Annotated in this window: 14 protein-coding genes and 1 riboswitch; of the genes, 4 read left to right on the top strand and 10 right to left on the bottom strand. The window is 61.2% G+C overall.

The window, feature by feature from the left end:
• Nucleotides 1-221: 221 nt before the first annotated feature.
• From ACPW75_RS05280 to moaA, 8 genes are all read right to left on the bottom strand, one after another.
• Nucleotides 222-812, bottom strand: a complete 591-nt coding sequence (locus ACPW75_RS05280) for a cytochrome c3 family protein (protein WP_011705485.1) — start codon at nt 810-812, stop codon at nt 222-224.
• 11 nt (nt 813-823) lie between these two features.
• Nucleotides 824-1279, bottom strand: a complete 456-nt coding sequence (locus ACPW75_RS05275; RefSeq protein WP_005299342.1) for a nitrate reductase cytochrome c-type subunit — start codon at nt 1277-1279, stop codon at nt 824-826.
• Entirely contained in the window at nt 1279-2154 is an 876-nt protein-coding gene (gene napH, locus ACPW75_RS05270; RefSeq protein WP_011705483.1) for a quinol dehydrogenase ferredoxin subunit NapH, read from the bottom strand. The genes ACPW75_RS05275 and napH overlap by 1 nt, the downstream gene beginning before the upstream one ends.
• Complete coding sequence (gene napG, locus ACPW75_RS05265) at nt 2151-2885, bottom strand: ferredoxin-type protein NapG (protein WP_077095557.1); 735 nt, start codon at nt 2883-2885, stop codon at nt 2151-2153. Before napG ends, napH begins: the two co-directional genes overlap by 4 nt.
• Before the next feature lie 16 nt (nt 2886-2901).
• On the bottom strand, nt 2902-5391 hold the full coding sequence (gene napA / locus ACPW75_RS05260) for a nitrate reductase catalytic subunit NapA (RefSeq protein ID WP_077095558.1): 2490 nt from the start codon (nt 5389-5391) through the stop codon (nt 2902-2904).
• A 148-nt stretch (nt 5392-5539) separates the two neighbouring features.
• A complete protein-coding gene (locus ACPW75_RS05255) occupies nt 5540-5803 on the bottom strand; it encodes a chaperone NapD (protein ID WP_011705480.1) in 264 nt (87 codons plus the stop codon).
• 29 nt (nt 5804-5832) lie between these two features.
• The gene (napF, locus tag ACPW75_RS05250) at nt 5833-6342 is read right to left on the bottom strand and encodes a ferredoxin-type protein NapF (RefSeq protein WP_077095559.1); all 510 of its coding nucleotides are present in this window, start codon (nt 6340-6342) and stop codon (nt 5833-5835) included.
• A gap of 249 nt (nt 6343-6591) precedes the next feature.
• Nucleotides 6592-7587, bottom strand: a complete 996-nt coding sequence (gene moaA, locus ACPW75_RS05245) for a GTP 3',8-cyclase MoaA (RefSeq protein WP_077095560.1) — start codon at nt 7585-7587, stop codon at nt 6592-6594.
• Nucleotides 7575-7714: riboswitch (molybdenum cofactor riboswitch) on the bottom strand. Its footprint overlaps the gene before it by 13 nt.
• Nucleotides 7715-7792: 78 nt before the next feature.
• Between moaA and narQ the strand changes: the two genes are divergently transcribed.
• The 3 genes from narQ to ACPW75_RS05230 all read left to right on the top strand — a co-directional run bounded on the left by narQ (nt 7793) and on the right by ACPW75_RS05230 (nt 10823).
• A complete protein-coding gene (gene narQ, locus ACPW75_RS05240) occupies nt 7793-9505 on the top strand; it encodes a nitrate/nitrite two-component system sensor histidine kinase NarQ (RefSeq protein WP_190283646.1) in 1713 nt (570 codons plus the stop codon).
• Nucleotides 9505-10143 (top strand): two-component system response regulator NarL, encoded by a 639-nt coding sequence (narL, locus tag ACPW75_RS05235; RefSeq protein WP_011705476.1) that lies wholly within the window; start codon nt 9505-9507, stop codon nt 10141-10143. The genes narQ and narL overlap by 1 nt, the downstream gene beginning before the upstream one ends.
• Nucleotides 10144-10247: 104 nt before the next feature.
• Nucleotides 10248-10823 (top strand): LON peptidase substrate-binding domain-containing protein, encoded by a 576-nt coding sequence (locus tag ACPW75_RS05230; RefSeq protein WP_011705475.1) that lies wholly within the window; start codon nt 10248-10250, stop codon nt 10821-10823.
• A 227-nt stretch (nt 10824-11050) separates the two neighbouring features.
• Here ACPW75_RS05230 and ACPW75_RS05225 read toward each other — a convergent pair whose 3' ends face one another.
• Nucleotides 11051-13147 (bottom strand): ATP-binding protein, encoded by a 2097-nt coding sequence (locus ACPW75_RS05225; protein WP_179101332.1) that lies wholly within the window; start codon nt 13145-13147, stop codon nt 11051-11053.
• Between the two features lie 18 nt (nt 13148-13165).
• The gene (locus tag ACPW75_RS05220; protein ID WP_077095562.1) at nt 13166-14350 is read right to left on the bottom strand and encodes an FIST signal transduction protein; all 1185 of its coding nucleotides are present in this window, start codon (nt 14348-14350) and stop codon (nt 13166-13168) included.
• 113 nt (nt 14351-14463) lie between these two features.
• Between ACPW75_RS05220 and ACPW75_RS05215 the strand changes: the two genes are divergently transcribed.
• Nucleotides 14464-15375 carry a gluconeogenesis factor YvcK family protein gene (locus tag ACPW75_RS05215; protein ID WP_043167498.1) on the top strand — a complete coding sequence of 304 codons (912 nt, stop codon included), beginning with the start codon at nt 14464-14466 and terminating at the stop codon, nt 15373-15375.
• Nucleotides 15376-15385: the final 10 nt, after the last annotated feature.

Below are 15385 nucleotides of genomic sequence, written 5' to 3'. Positions count from 1 at the left end.
AAAGTGGCCAGGATCCCGGCTGGCAGCGCTCGATTGCGAGGAGAGGCTCGTGTCCGTCAGGACCAAACCTTGACCAGTCGGTCACGCGCTGCGACTCACGGCGGGCCGATTCTACCAAAACTCGCGCCAGAGGGGGGATTAAAAGGGCGCACGGCGGCGCTTTTGCCCTGACCGGGCGGAATATGAACAGGCCGGGCGAACCCGGCCTGCATCAGATGGGCTTAGAAGCCCTTCACGCCCGTCATGTCGGGCAGCTGGTGAGCGATACCCTTGTGACAGTCGATACAGGTGCTCTCGCCGCTGGCCAGACTGGTGGAGTGCATCTGGGCACCCCGCTTGCCTTGCAGGGAGAAGTCCATGTATTCGAAGTTATGGCAGTTGCGGCACTCCCTCGAATCCGTGTCCTTCATCCGCTTCCACTCCCGCTCGGCCATCTCGCGCCGGTGCGACTCGAACTTCTCGCGGGTATCCACCTTGCCGGTCAGCATGCCCCACAGCTCCTTGGACGCCTGCACCTTGCGAATGATCTTGTAGGTCCATTCATGCGGCACGTGGCAATCCGGGCAGCTGGCGCGCACGCCGGAACGGTTGGCGTAGTGGATGGTGTCGCGGTACTCCACGAACACGTTGTCCTTCATCTCGTGGCAACCGGTACAGAACTTCTCGGTATTGGAGGCTTCCATGGCGGTGTTGAAACCGCCCCAGAAGATGACCCCGCCGAAGAATCCCATCAACAGCAGCACCCAGAGGGCGGCCTTCGAGGGAGACTTGAAGGTGGTCCACAGACGCTGCACAAAACCGGGTAATTTCATCTATGGGCTCCTCAGTTCAGCGCTTCAACTGGTTTAAACGTATTTTCCACCAGCGGCTTGGCATCCGCTTGCGGCACGTGGCACTGCAGGCAGAAGTAGCGACGCGGCGAGACCTCGCCCAGGGTCATGCCGTCACGGGTCTCGAAGTGAGTCGGGCTGATCTTGGGTGCCTTCATGGCGCTGGCGTTCTTGAAGCTGTGACAGGCCAGACACTTGTTGACCTTGTTGTCCACTTCATAGTTGCGGGTGTCGTGGGGGATCAGCGGGGGCTGATGCATGTACTGGCGATCGTAGAGGTCACCATCCTTGCGAAAGTTCTTCATGGGAGCCGCATCGGCATCCGTCACCAGATCCGTGCTCCCCCGCTCCGATTTGATGCCCCCCGTGCTGTTGGTGATCTCGGGGACTGCCGCCATCAAGGAACCAGCCATCAGACAGGCCAGCATTGCTCCAATCAGCTTCTTCATTATGTGTTCTCCGACGTTTTCTCTGCCTTGACGGCAAAACCTACAGTGATTTCAAAAACTTGCTCCGCGCAGACATCGATGCAACGGCCGCAGTTGGTACACTCCTGAGCCACAATCAAGGGCCCGTGACCACGCTTGGCACCGTGAACGGGGCCGCGCAGGATAGGACGTTCCGGGCAGACCGCATAACAATCCATGCAGTTGCTGCACCGCTCGCGCCCCTTGGCAGAAATCTTGATGAACCCGACCCGGTTGACCAGGGCATAGAAAGCCCCCACCGGACAGAGGTGACCGCACCAGCCCCGCTCCACCACAAAGAGGTCGAACAGGAACAACACCGCCAGCAAGGCCCAGCCCGCCCCCATGCCAAACAACAGGCCGCGCAGGGTGAGCGACACCGGATTGACCAGCTCCCACACCAGCACCCCAGCGATGGCCGGTGCCACCAGCACCATGGCCAGCAGCCAGTAGCGGGTAGTGCGGCTGAACTGACCGTTGCCCTTGAGGCCAAGACGACCCCGCAACCAAGCGGCGGCATCGGTGACCAGGTTGACCGGACAGACCCAGGAGCAGAACACCCGTCCCCCGACCAGCCAGTAACCCAGCAGCACGATGACGGCCCCCAGCCAGAGGGTGGGGATGGGCCAATGGCCCGCCGCCAACGACTGCAGCAGGGTCAGCGGATCCGTGAGTGGCACCGTCTCCAGCAACAGCGAGCTGGAGAGATTGCCCTTGAGGATCCAGATGCCCGCCAGCGGCCCCAGCAGGAACAGCGTCAGCACACCAAACTGGCAGAGCCGGCGCAGCAGCAGGAAGCGGTGTGACCGCCACCAGCCCAGCCTAGCGGTGGCCTCGGCTCCCGGATAACGACTCATAGCCCCTCCGGTTTGCGGGTCGGCAGGGTGAGCCTGTCGCCGATGAGCGATTTGCCCGCCTTCGCCTTCTCTTCCCAGCCGAGCCGGTAGTGGTGGCCGATCTCCCCCTTGGCGAGCTGCCGAGGCACCACCTTGATGGCCGCCTCCTCCAGCACGCAGGCATGCTCGCACTTGCCACAACCGGTGCAGACATCGCTGTGCACCGTGGGCAGGAACATGGCGTGCTTGCCGGTGCGCTGGTTGTGCTGCAGCTCCAGGGTGATCGCCTTGTCGATCAGTGGACAGACCCGGTAGCAGACGTCGCAGCGCAGCCCCAGGTAGTTGAGGCAGGTCTCGTGATCGATGAGCACTGCCACTCCCATCCGCACCTGATCGATGTCGGTCATGGTCTGATCCAGCGCCCCGCTCGGGCAGGCCACCACGCAGGGGATGTCTTCACACATCTCGCACGGGACGGCGCGCGCCTTGAAGTAGGGGGTGCCGGTGGTCACGGGTTCAAACAGCCGGGCGAGCTTGAGAGTGTCGTAGGGGCAGGCCTCGACGCAGAGCCCGCAGCGCACGCAGGCGCTGAGGAACTGCGCCTCGTCGAGGGCGGCCGGCGGGCGCAGCGCCTGGGCAGGTACGGCCTGCACCTGCTGGCGCGCCATGCCGCCGAGCCCCACGCCAAGCAGGCCCACACCGCAGGCCCCCTTGGCCATGTCGGCCAGAAACTGGCGCCGACTACGACTCATCTCGCGCTCCCCCGCCTTATGCCTTGACGACCTTGACGGCGCACTTCTTGTAATCCGTCTCTTTGGAGAGCGGATCGGTGGCGTCCAGGGTCAGCTTGTTGACCAGCTGGCTCGCGTCGAAGAAGGGCATGAACACCAGTCCCTTGGGCGGACGGTTGCGGCCACGAGTCTCGACCCGGGTCTTCACCTCGCCCCGGCGGGAGGAGACGATCACCTCTTCACCACGGCGCACGCCACGAGCCTTGGCATCTTCCGGGTGCATGAACAGCACCGCATCCGGGAAGGCGCGATAGAGCTCGGGGACCCGACGGGTCATGGTGCCGGTGTGCCAGTGCTCCAGCACGCGACCGGTGGAGAGCCACATGTCGTACTCTTTGTCCGGAGCTTCGGCAGCCGGCTCATAGGGCAGCGCGAAGATCACCGCCTTGCCATCGGGCTTGCCGTAGAAGCGCACCCCTTCGCCCGCTTTCACATAAGGGTCGAACCCTTCGCGATAGCGCCACAGGGTCTCCTTGCCGTCCACCACCGGCCAGCGCAGGCCGCGGGCTTCGTGATACTGATCGAACGGCGCCAGATCGTGGCCATGGCCGCGACCGAAGGTGGCGTACTCTTCGAACAGCCCCTTCTGGACGTAGAAACCAAAGTGCTCGGCCTCGTCGTTCAGGACCCCCTTGCTCTGCTCTTTCGGGAACTGGTTGACCTGGCCGTTGGCATAGAGCACGTCGAACAGGGTCTTGCCTTTCACTTCCGGCATCTTGGCGATGAGTTCGGCTGGCCACACCTCTTCCACCTTGAAGCGCTTGGAGAACTCCATCAGCTGCCACAGGTCGGACTTGGCCCCTTCCGGCGGCTTGACCTGCTGGTGCCAGAACTGGGTACGGCGCTCGGCGTTGCCGTAGGCCCCCTCTTTCTCCACCCACATGGCGGTCGGCAGGATGAGGTCGGCCGCCTGGGCGGTCACGGTCGGATAAGGGTCGGACACCACGATGAAGTTGGCCGGGTTGCGGTAACCGGGCAGCCCCTCTTCGTTCATGTTCGGGCCGGCTTGCATGTTGTTGTTGCACATCACCCAATAGGCGTTGAGCTTGCCGTCCTTGAGCATGCGGTTTTGCAGCACGGCGTGGTAGCCCACCTGCTCCGGGATGGTGCCTTCCGGCAGCTTCCAGATCTTCTCGGCGATGGCGCGGTGCTTGGGTTCGGTCACCACCATGTCGGCCGGCAGACGGTGGGCGAAGGTACCCACTTCACGGGCGGTACCGCAGGCGGAGGGCTGACCGGTCAGGGAGAACGGACCCGAGCCCGGGGTAGAGATCTTGCCGGTCAGCAGGTGGATGTTGTAACAGAGGTTGTTGGCCCAGACACCGCGGGTATGCTGGTTGAAGCCCATGGTCCAGTAGGAGACCACCTTCTTGCTCGGATCGGCATAGAGTTGGGCCAGCTTCTCGAGCTTGTCCTTAGGCACGCCGGAGAGCTTGGAGACGGACTCCAGATCGTAATCCGCCACGAACTTGGCGAAGTCGTCGAAGCTCATCGGGGTGGAGTCGCCGCTGTCCGGGTTCTTGGCCTTCTGCTGCAGCGGGTTGGTGGGACGCAGGCCGTAACCGATGTCGGTCACCCCTTTGCGGAACTGGGTGTGCTTGTTGACGAACTCCCAGTTCACCTTGTCGTTCTGGATGATGTAGTTGGCGATGTAGTTGAGGATCGCCAAGTCGGTCTGCGGGGTAAACACCATGCCGTTGTCTGCCAGCTCGAAGCTGCGGTGCTCGAAGGTGGAGAGCACGTGCACCTGCACATCCTGATGGGACAGACGGCGATCGGAGATGCGCGACCAGAGGATCGGGTGCATCTCGGCCATGTTGGAGCCCCACAGCACGAAGGCGTCGGCCTGCTCGATGTCGTCGTAGCAGCCCATGGGTTCATCCATGCCGAAGGTACGCATGAAGCCCACGACTGCGGAAGCCATGCAGTGACGGGCATTGGGATCCAGGTTGTTGGTGCGCAGACCCGCCTTCATCAGCTTGGCGGCGGCATAGCCTTCCCACACGGTCCACTGGCCGGAGCCGAACATGCCAACCGCAGTCGGCCCCTTCTCTTTGAGGGTGGCCTTGAACTTCTCGGCCATGATGTCGAAGGCCTGATCCCAGCTGATGGGCGCGAAGTTGCCGTTCTTGTCGAACTTGCCGTCCGTCATGCGCAGCATGGGCTGGGTCAAGCGATCCTGGCCATACATGATCTTGGACAGGAAGTAACCCTTGATGCAGTTAAGACCGCGGTTGACCGGTGCATCGGGATCGCCCTGGGTCGCCACGACGCGCCCATCCTGGGAACCCACCAGCACGGAACAGCCGGTACCGCAGAAACGGCACGGTGCCTTGTCCCAGGTGATGGCGGTCTTGTCGGTACTGGTGATCAGATTGGCCGCCAGCGTAGGGGCACTGACACCAGCAACGGCAGCGGCTGCCGCCACCGCGTTGGCCTTCATAAAGTCGCGTCGACTCAGCTTCATGGCATATCCTCACATTGCTTATCGCGTAAGTTGTCGAGTGTATCGAACTGGTTTTGGCTCAGGGCGGCGAACTCGTACCCCGGCATCGCTTTATCTTTGCATCCATGGCGGCCATTACGATGAGTCACGCAGGCTCGGCCTCATGGCGCTACTCCTTGCTCTGGGCCTCGAGCTCATCAAACTGGTGGTAAATCAGGGCGGCGGACAGCACGCCCGGCATCGCATTGATGGCGTCGATGGCCGCCATGATGGGACGCTGGCTCGGACCTTCCAGGGTCACCACCAGCTTGCCCTCATCACTGACGGCATGGATCTCGGCTCCCTCGAGGGTCGCGATCTCGTCTGCGAGCTGGTGACGCAAGGAGGGCTGGGTCAGCACCACCAGGCTCGATACATGGAACTCTTGTTTCATTGTGACTCCTGCTTCACACAGATCCTGCTTCATCTGGACTCCTCGCCAGCGGGTGCCCCCACCCGGATGCTGCCCACCGGACAATCCATCACGCAGGCACCGCAACCGGTGCAGGCTGCCGCATCGATGCTGGGGGTCGGCACCCGGCCCAGCATGGGGGAGAAACGGATCGCCCGGGGCTCGCAACTGTCCTGGCAGCGCTGGCAAAATACCTGGCCATGGGCCAGACAGTTGGCTTCAATATGGGCGATGTATTGCCAGGGTGCCTCCGTGGTCGGGCGAAATATCGGCACTTTGCAAGCGGCGACACATTCCCCGCAAAAAGTGCACTCGCCGCGCAGAAAATCCACGCTAGGAAAACCACCATCGCCCTTGACCAGGATCTGCTCCGGGCAAGCCGTGAGGCAGTCACCGCAGCGGGTGCAGTCGGCGGCAAAATCGGACCAGGCGACGGACCAGGGCAGTTGCACCCGTGGCTCATTCGATGTCAGACGACCCCGAAACAGACTGCGGCGCGACAGGTTGACCCCATCCGGCATAACGGCTCCTTGCTGCTGGTAATGGCGCACGAGTGAGTCCCATGACAGGTATTTTCAATACCTATTATAAGAGTGGGTGTATATTGCGGCCCTGACAAGTTCAGGGATATACCACCAGGGAGATAATCAGGGGGGATTCTTGCGCTGGATCAAACCCTTGGCGCAATAAAGAACAATGGGGGCAAGGCAAAATACCCCCATTTGAGGATTGCTTATTAATCGATGGCTATTTTTGTCGGCTGCCGTGGATCAGCCGCCGATGGAGGCCAAATGCGGGGTCATGCCGGCATTGCCTTCGTGCAGTCGATGGGTCGCCGCCTTGCCAACAAGGGCGCTGCGGATCCGCTGCTGCAATTCATCCTGCTGGCCGTCGGCCGTCAACAGATCTCGCAGCTCCACCCCGTGGTCACCGAACAGACAGAGGTGCAGCTTGCCGAGGGAAGAGACCCGCAGCCGGTTGCAACCGGCACAGAAATCCTTGCTGTAGGGCATGATGAGCCCAACCCCGCCCATCGACTCCGGGTGCATGAATACCTGGGCGGGGCCATCGTCGGCACCGCGCAGCTGCTGCAGCCAACCGGCATCGAGCAGACGCTGCTTGATGAGCGCCCCGCTGGCGTGATGATCGCGAAACAGGGTATCCATCTCACCGGTCTGCATCAGCTCGATGAAGCGCAGCTCGATGGGCTTGTGCCGGATCCAGGCCAGAAACGCATCCAGCTGATGATCGTTGAGTCCCTTGAGCAGCACGGCATTGATCTTGACCGACTTGAAGCCGGCGGCCAGCGCCGCTTCGATGCCATCCATCACCTCCGCCAGCTTGTTCTCACCGGTGATCTGGTGAAACTGGCGCGGATCCAGGCTGTCGACGCTGACGTTGAGGGCGGTCAAACCCGCATCGAACCACTCGCTGGCCCGCTCTTTCAAACGATAACCATTGGTGGTCATGGCCACCTTTTCGATGCCGGGGGTATTGGCCACCGTCTCTATGATGGCGGTGAAGTCCCGGCGTAGGGAGGGCTCCCCACCGGTCAGGCGCACCTTGCGGGTGCCCATGGCGGCAAATCCGGACACGACGCGGCGGATCTCTTCCAGAGAGAGAAAGGGCTGACGCCCCGCCTTGTCACCGGTCGGTGGGCGGTAACCATCGGGCAGGCAGTAGGTACAGCGAAAATTGCACACGTCGGTGATCGACAGGCGCAAATAGTAGAAACGACGGGAAAAACCATCTTGCAGTGGCGACATAAACACCTTTCCAAATACGGGAGGCCAGGGCATTTCTTTCCTGACCCTTACAGCTCGAACATCGGCTGACGGCGGTTTCCCCCTATCATGAGGACTTAGGCAAAACCGCTCGGAGTTCATCTAGTTTTTCGATGCTAGCACAAGTTGGAGTACACTCCCATGCTACTTTGTGGGGTTATTGTTGAAGTGAAGGAAGAGAGCCGGCATGGGAAAGTGGTTCAAGGTACATTCGGTCAGCAGCGCCATCGGGCGCTCCATGGTGCTCATCCTGTTCATGGCAAGCCTGATCGCCGTGGTGGCCATGGTGACCCTGTTCTATTCGGTCCCCGATGCCAAGGCGATCAACCTCTCCGGCTCCCTGCGGATGCAGGCTTACCGGATGGCCTACGAGATTGAACAGGGCCAGCAGGTACTGAGCCGGCTCGATCAGTTCGAGCAGACCCTGCACGCCGCCGAGCTGCAGGAGACCCAGCGCTGGATCACTCCCGCCTCCCTGCGCCGCACCTATGGCGAGGTGCTGCAGCAGTGGCAGGTGATGCGCGAACACATCGAGAACGCCACCCCGCGGCGCTACACCGACAACACAGAACAATTCGTCGCGGCCATCGACGACTTCGTCAACCAGATGCAGTACCACGTGGAGTTCAAGGTGCGCATGCTGGCGCTGGCCGAGGGGCTGGGGCTGCTCTCCATCATCACCATCGCCTGGTTCACGGTGCGCTTTACCCGCCAGCAGGTGGTGGCTCCGCTCAACCAGCTGGTCTATTGCGCTCGCCAGATCCAGCGCCAGGAGTTCGACCTGACCCTGCCCCCCCACTGCGAAAACGAGCTGGGGGAACTGTCAGGAGCTTTCGTCACCATGGCCGACGAGCTCGGCAAGCTCTATCGGGAGCTGGAGAGCAAGGTCGAAGAGAAGACCGCCAAGCTGCAGCAGGCCAACGACACCCTCTCCTTCCTCTACAGTACCGCCCAGAAGCTGCACGCGGCGCCGCTGGGCCGGCGTACCCTGCTCAAGCTGCTGGAGCGGGCGGCGGCCCACCAGCACATCGACTACATCCGGCTGACCCGCTTCGAGCACAATGCCATGCCGGACTACATCACCGGCCGCAAGGGCTGGCCCGGTGATCTGGATGCCGTGGTCAGCTTCTATCTGCAGATGGACGAGCAGGAGTATGGCCGGCTCGACGTCATCAGCAGCCACCCCATCGACGAGCGGCTGATGAAAAACTTCTCCATGCTGCTCGCCCAGGTGCTGCACAAGGATCAGACCCTGCTGCAACACCAGCGCCTGCTGCTGATGGAAGAGCGGGCCGTCATCGCCCGCGAGCTGCACGACTCGCTGGCCCAGGCCCTCTCCTATCTCAAAATCCAGTCCACCCTGCTCAAGCGCTCCTTCGCCAAAGGGGATACGGTCAAGGCCGAAGCCGCCATGCAGCAGATCGACGAGGGGCTTGGCAGCGCCTATACCCAGTTGCGCGAGCTGCTCGGCACCTTCCGTCTCAGCATTGGCGACGCCAACCTCGGTGAAGCCATCAAGGTGATGCTGGAGCAGCTCAAGCCGCAGACCCAGGCCGACATCAGGCTCCATTACGGTCTGGCCGATACCGATCTCGAAGCCGGTCAGCACATCCACATCTTGCAGCTGATCCGTGAGGCAGTGCTCAATGCCATCAAACATGCCAGTGCGCAAGTGATTGATGTTAGCTGTGAGACCCTCGCCGATGGTAACATCCAGGTTCAGATTTCAGATGATGGTGTCGGAATAGGGATCGCAAGCTCGGCGGTCAACCACTATGGCCTGAGCATCATGAACGAGCGTGCCAGCAAGCTGCATGGTCTGCTGACCATCAGCGAAAGGCCGCCCAGAGGCACCTGCGTACATCTGACCTTTCCCACCAGCCTAACAAGAGATGCCTGATGGACGAGATGAAATATAGTGTTCTGGTCGTGGATGACCATCCCCTCATGCGCAAAGGAATTGTGCAGCTGCTGGCCCTGGAGGAAAACATCGAAGTCGTCGGTGAAGCTTCCAACGGTACCGATGCCGTCGCCATGGCCAAGGAGTCCGAACCGGATCTGATCCTGCTCGACCTCAACATGAAAGGCCTCTCCGGTCTGGACACCCTCAAGGCGCTGCGCACCGAGGAAGTGACCTCCCGGGTGGTGATCCTGACCGTGTCCGACGCCCGTCAGGACGTGGTGGCGCTGCTCAAGGCCGGCGCCGATGGCTACCTGCTCAAGGATACCGAGCCAGAGATGCTGCTGGCCCAGCTGGCGGACGTGATGACAGGCAAGCAGATCCTGAGCGAGCCGCTGCGTCCCTACCTCGAGAACATTTACGAGCTGGATCACCTGCAGCAGAAGCTGGAGAGCTTAACGCGTCGCGAAATGCAAATCCTGCGCGAAATTGCAAAGGGCCTCTCCAACAAACAGGTCGCCTCCGTGCTCCATATTTCCGAAGGCACGGTCAAGGTACACGTCAAGAGCCTGCTCAAGAAGCTCGAGGCGCAAAGCCGCGTGGAAGCTGCTGTCATGTACCTGGAGCAGCGCAACTAAACGCCCTCCCATCCAGCAAAAAGCCACCTTCCGGTGGCTTTTTTCATTCTCTGGCACAGTCGCTGCATTGTCCTATTCAGCAATTACTCAATGGAGGATGGAACATGAAACTTCAACCCTTGGCACTGTTCCCCTTGCCTTCCCACATACTGCCTGGTGGCAAGCTTCCTCTGCGTTTGTTTGAACCGCGCCACCTGCAGATGCTCAAAGAGTCATTCATCGATGACCAGGGCTTCGGCATCGTGATGGAAGAGGCGACGACGACTGGCAAGTCCGGGCGGATCCTGCCGGTCGGCACCCGGGTCAAAGTCACCGACTTTTACACCCTGAATGACGGCCTGCTCGGCGTCACCGTACTCGGCATGGAACGTTTCTGCATCCACGAGATGGAAACGGACGAGCTGGGTCTGCGCCGGGCCAGAGTCGAAGCCCTGCCCAACTGGCCGAGCACCCATTCAGACTTCAGCGACAAGCCGCTGGTGACCCGGCTGCGGGAAGTGTTTGAACAGTATCCGGAGCTGGATGAACTTTACCCGGACAAGCAGTTTGACGATGCGGCCTGGCTTTGCCAACGCTGGCTCGAAATCCTGCCGATGCCGATCTATGAAAAGCAGATGTTGATTGCCAAACAAAATAGCGAAGCGGCCCGTCAATTCTTGCGCCGACTGATCGCACAGTGAGTCAGAAGTGTATTGCAAAATGCGAATATTCCGATAATGAAAACAAGAATTTCGCATTTTGCAAATAAAGCGCCCAATAGAAATCAATAACCGCGCTGCAAGCCGCATAAACTGGTTCTGAAAAGTTGGCACGACTTTTTCATATAGAATCGTACAACCCGATTTATCCCGTGCTCTCTTCAGTATTTGCTGAAGAATTGGTCAACCACCCAGGTTGACCATTTTTTTTAGCTGCGATCCGGCGCTGCGGGCTGAAAATGGCGCTGCAGACACTCCCGCAGCCGCATCAGACTTATCGGTTTGGCCAGAAAGTCATCCATCCCCTGGGCCAGGCAACGAGCCCTGTCTTCCGCCATGGCGTTGGCCGTCAGCGCCACGATGGGTACGCTACAACCCAGTTCTCGCAGACGCCGGGTCGCCTCCAGTCCATCCATCTGCGGCATCCGCATGTCCATCAGGATGAGATCCGGCCGTTGCTCTGCTACTTGGGCCAGCGCCTCCAGCCCGTTGGCCGCGACTCTGACCCGGCTAACCAGCTTTTGCAGCATGAGCGATACCACCAGCTGGTTGACCGGACTGTCTTCCACCACCAGCACATCCAGATCCTGAATGGGCTGCTGATCCGGCTCCGGCCGGCTGCTGCATTCGCATGGCAGCGCCATGCCCGGCAAATCAAACCAGAAGCAGCTCCCCTCACCAGGGGCACTGCGCAGCTGAATGCTGCCGCCCATCAACTCCACCAGCCGCTTGCTGATGGCCAGCCCCAGCCCGGTGCCCGAGAAACGGCGGGTGGCCGAACTATCGACCTGAGAGAAGGGTTCGAACAGCAGCGCCTGATCCTCGGCCGAGATACCGATCCCGCAGTCGGTCACCGAGACCCTCAACTGCTGTTCATACCAGCTCAGTTGCAGCAACACGCTGCCCTGACTGGTGAATTTCACCGCGTTGCCGAGCAGGTTGCTGATCACCTGGGAGAGGCGCACCGGATCCCCCTGCAACTGGGCTGGTACGGCGTCGTCTACCCGCCAACGCAGGTCGATGCCCTTGCTGTCCGCCTGCGCCAACAGCGGCTCGATGAGGGACTGGCAGAGCTGAGCCGGCTGCAGCGTCTCGCAGTGAAACTCCAGGGTATGGGATTCAATCTTCGAGAAATCGAGCACATCGTCGATGATGGTCTGCAGCAGGCGCGCCGCATGGGTGGCGTGGCCCAGCAGCGTCTGTTGCTGGGGCTCGAGCTGGGCGTGTTGCAGCAGGTCCAGCATGCCCAGCACCGCGTTCATGGGAGAGCGTATCTCGTGGGTCATCATGGCCAGGAACTGCGACTTGGCGCGGTTGGCCGCCTCCGCCTCGTCCCGCGCCCTGGCCAGCTCCTGCTCACGGCGGATCTGGTTGCCCACATCCCGCGCCGTGCCGCGATAACCGATGAAGGCGCCGGCCGCATCGAAACAGGGTTCGGCGTTGATCTCCATCCAGCGCGGCCCCTTGGCCAGGCTGACCTGGGCCCGCACCGCCCGCACCGGCAGGTGCAGACCGATGAGCCGGCGATACTTGCCCCATTCGGGGTCGCGCCTGTCATGGGCGTAATCGTAGAGGCTCTGGCCGGGTTGATGCACCAGCATGTCCCCCTGCTGGCCGGGGGCGGATACATAGCTCAGCCGGTGCTCGGTATCCGTCTCCCAGAACCAGTCGGACGCCATGCCGGCAAAGCTGCGAAAACGCTGTTCGCCCGCTTGCAGGGCCAGCGTTTTCAGCTCGACCTGTTCCTGTAGACGGGCTCGATAGGCGATGTTGACCAACGCCTGGGAGATAAGTGGACGGCAGCGCTGCATGGCCGCCTTGCTCTTGAGATCGAAGGTCCCCATCACGGCGTGACGGCAGATGAGCACGCCGGAAAAACCGGGAGCGCGCAAGCCCGTCATCATAACGCTTGCCCAGCCCGCCACATCGGCCAGCGGTGCCAGTTCCGGCAACTGGGTTGGATCATAGATGACCAGGGTCTCTCCCTCGATGGCGCGAGAGAAGAGCGGGGTCAGTTGCCAGCTGCGCCCCACTTCGCCATCCTGGGTGCTGAGGTGAGTAATACCGCCTTCTCCCTCCCAAGCCACCACATCCGCGTGTTCGAAGCCGATGAAGGGCTTGAGCACCTGAATGAGGCTGTCCAGCACCTGTTCCAGCGTCTGGGCATCGGCCAGCGTCGCCACCCCGCACAACAGGGTTTGCGACTCCTGGCGGTATTTGGCCTCGCGTTCCCGGCAACGCACCAGCTCCACCAGGGTGGTCTGCAGCTTGTCGCCGAGGGCTTCCAGTTCCGTGTTACCAATCATCTTGTTTCCAGCGCAATGTCAGCTGTCGAGGAAGATCACGCTCGAGACCATCAGGTTGCCGTGCGCCAGCTCACCATGGGGCAGGCGGCCCTGCTCGCCGAAGGTGAACGGGGTGATGAAGGGGATGTCCCCCAGCCGGGTATGAAATTGATCGACAAATTGGCATAAGCTATCACCAAGAGCCAAGCGACAACCAGCACAAAAAATCACAAGGGCGCCAAACGGCTGCATCTCGGTGGCCATGCCGTACTCGGGTTCGATGCGGGTTGCATTCAGACTACGCTGCAGCAAGCCCTCCTGGCTGCTGTACATCAACAGCAACCGCTCCCCGACCTGAGTATCGGTAAAGAGGCGCAATCCGCCACCTTCTGTCACGGCTTCCGGGTGGGAGAGCTTGTAATAGGGCATGTCATCCAGGGTGCCGACCTGTCTCGCCAGCGGTGACAGGGTCGTCTCCCGCAGGATGGGACCCACCGGCCAGGGGATTGTCCGTCCGCTCCAGCGAGCGTAGACCTCGGCCGCCGGCTCATGATCGATGGTGAGGATCTCCCGTCCCGACAGGGCCGTAATGGTGCCGCGATATTCGGTGGGGACATAGCCGGAGTGAAACTGGAACGCCAGCTGGCAATCGGGATAGAGCACGGCCAGTGCGACGCCCTCGCGGGTACTGCCCTCATCCCAGCACAGCTGCCAGTCACCGCTGACGCTGTTGTCGGCGGCGGAGCCCCCGACAACCGGGACCGTCGTGCCCAGCTCGGCTTCGATGCTCTCCAGCATCGCCTCCTCCTGGCCCGGGCTGGCATGCAGCAAGATGAGTTGTGGCAGCTCGCCGGGGCGCCCCCCGTCGGCGATGGCACTGCGCAGCAGCTGGCGCACATCCACCGCATCCCCCGCCTGGCCCGCCACGCCGTAGGCTCCCTTGTCATCGTAGATGGCCGCCACTGCCAGACCGATCCCCTGGCGGGCATGATGGCCGGTCTGGGTCATGACCCCGCCACAGGAGCTGCAACCTATCATCCGAGACGACGGGAACTGCTGTTTGAAGTGATGGCGCAGTTCCTCGGCATCGTGAGCCTGAGTAAAATAGACCAGTAACAGCGAAGGGGAATGAGGTGATTGAGCGAGCAGCCGCTCACTGACCTGCCGGGCAGCCAGCAGGGAAGTCTCTTCAAGAGAGTGAGCCGTCAGGAAGTTCAACACCATCTCCTAGTTGTTCATGATGCTGGGGGTAAGCAAAAATCATACCTTAATCAAACAATTATCCCGTCTTATCGATTAGAATCACATTCAATTGAGCCCAACCACAGGAAAACGGCATGTGGCAGAAGAACATCAATGATTTTGACCGGGTCGTCGCCATCGGTGGCGGCCACGGCATGGGCCGTGTGCTCTCTTCACTCTCGTTTCTGGGATCGCGCCTGACCGGCATCGTCACCACCACCGATGATGGTGGCTCTACCGGACGACTGCGCAAGAGCCAGGAGTGTATCGCCTGGGGGGATCTGCGCAACTGCCTTAATCAACTGGTGACCGATCCCAGTATCGGCAGCCTGCTGTTCGAATATCGGTTCGCCGGTCGCGGCGAACTGGCGGGCCACAACCTAGGCAATCTGATGCTGCTGGCGCTCGACAACCTCTGCGTGCGCCCTCTTGATGCTATCAAGCTCATCAGCGACATGCTGAAAATAGAGTCACAATTGTTACCCATGTCTGAATTTCCCACCGACCTGTGCGCCCACACGGCCTGTGGCAACCAGATCCTGGGGGAAGTTTCCATCGATCAGCTCGACACCCCGCCGCTCTCCCTCAGCCTGAGCCCGGAGGTACCGGCCACCCGCGAGGCGGTACAGGCATTGGCACAGGCCGACATGATCATCCTCGGCCCCGGCAGCTTTCTTACCTCCATCATGCCGCCCCTGCTGCTGGCTGAGGTGGCCCAGGCCATCAACGAGAGTGATGCCATGTTGGTGTTCATCTGCAATCTGGTCGCCGAAAATGGCCCTGCCAGCCAGCTCAGCCTGCACAATCAGTGGCGCTGGCTGGAATCACGGGTCGGAGCGGGTCGGGTCGATGCCATTCTGGCCCCGGTGGGGGAATATCCGGCAGAGCTGGCTGGCCGATTGATCCTGGCCGAGCTGGGTGAGGCCGCCCTCCCCCATCGGCACGATCGCCTGAAATTGAAACTGGCACTGGACAGGGTTATCCAGCAACTGGTCAATCAACGCTAGCGGGCGGGTA

It is taken from the genome of Aeromonas sp. FL131 (assembly GCF_049860615.1).
Lineage (GTDB): Bacteria > Pseudomonadota > Gammaproteobacteria > Enterobacterales > Aeromonadaceae > Aeromonas > Aeromonas hydrophila.
The sequence above is the reverse complement of the archived record's forward strand: the minus strand, read 5'-3'. Positions and strand labels throughout refer to the sequence as shown.

Excerpts from the sequence above, each read along its gene's own strand:
- ACPW75_RS05280 (WP_011705485.1), bottom strand. The coding sequence starts at position 812 with ATGAAATTACCCGGTTTTGTGCAGCGTCTGTGGACCACCTTCAAGTCT.
- ACPW75_RS05275 (WP_005299342.1), bottom strand. The coding sequence starts at position 1,279 with ATGAAGAAGCTGATTGGAGCAATGCTGGCCTGTCTGATGGCTGGTTCC.
- napH (WP_011705483.1), bottom strand. The coding sequence starts at position 2,154 with ATGAGTCGTTATCCGGGAGCCGAGGCCACCGCTAGGCTGGGCTGGTGG.
- napG (WP_077095557.1), bottom strand. The coding sequence starts at position 2,885 with ATGAGTCGTAGTCGGCGCCAGTTTCTGGCCGACATGGCCAAGGGGGCC.
- napA (WP_077095558.1), bottom strand. The coding sequence starts at position 5,391 with ATGAAGCTGAGTCGACGCGACTTTATGAAGGCCAACGCGGTGGCGGCA.
- ACPW75_RS05255 (WP_011705480.1), bottom strand. The coding sequence starts at position 5,803 with ATGAAACAAGAGTTCCATGTATCGAGCCTGGTGGTGCTGACCCAGCCC.
- napF (WP_077095559.1), bottom strand. The coding sequence starts at position 6,342 with ATGCCGGATGGGGTCAACCTGTCGCGCCGCAGTCTGTTTCGGGGTCGT.
- moaA (WP_077095560.1), bottom strand. The coding sequence starts at position 7,587 with ATGTCGCCACTGCAAGATGGTTTTTCCCGTCGTTTCTACTATTTGCGC.
- narQ (WP_190283646.1), top strand. The coding sequence starts at position 7,793 with ATGGGAAAGTGGTTCAAGGTACATTCGGTCAGCAGCGCCATCGGGCGC.
- narL (WP_011705476.1), top strand. The coding sequence starts at position 9,505 with ATGGACGAGATGAAATATAGTGTTCTGGTCGTGGATGACCATCCCCTC.
- ACPW75_RS05230 (WP_011705475.1), top strand. The coding sequence starts at position 10,248 with ATGAAACTTCAACCCTTGGCACTGTTCCCCTTGCCTTCCCACATACTG.
- ACPW75_RS05225 (WP_179101332.1), bottom strand. The coding sequence starts at position 13,147 with ATGATTGGTAACACGGAACTGGAAGCCCTCGGCGACAAGCTGCAGACC.
- ACPW75_RS05220 (WP_077095562.1), bottom strand. The coding sequence starts at position 14,350 with ATGGTGTTGAACTTCCTGACGGCTCACTCTCTTGAAGAGACTTCCCTG.
- ACPW75_RS05215 (WP_043167498.1), top strand. The coding sequence starts at position 14,464 with ATGTGGCAGAAGAACATCAATGATTTTGACCGGGTCGTCGCCATCGGT.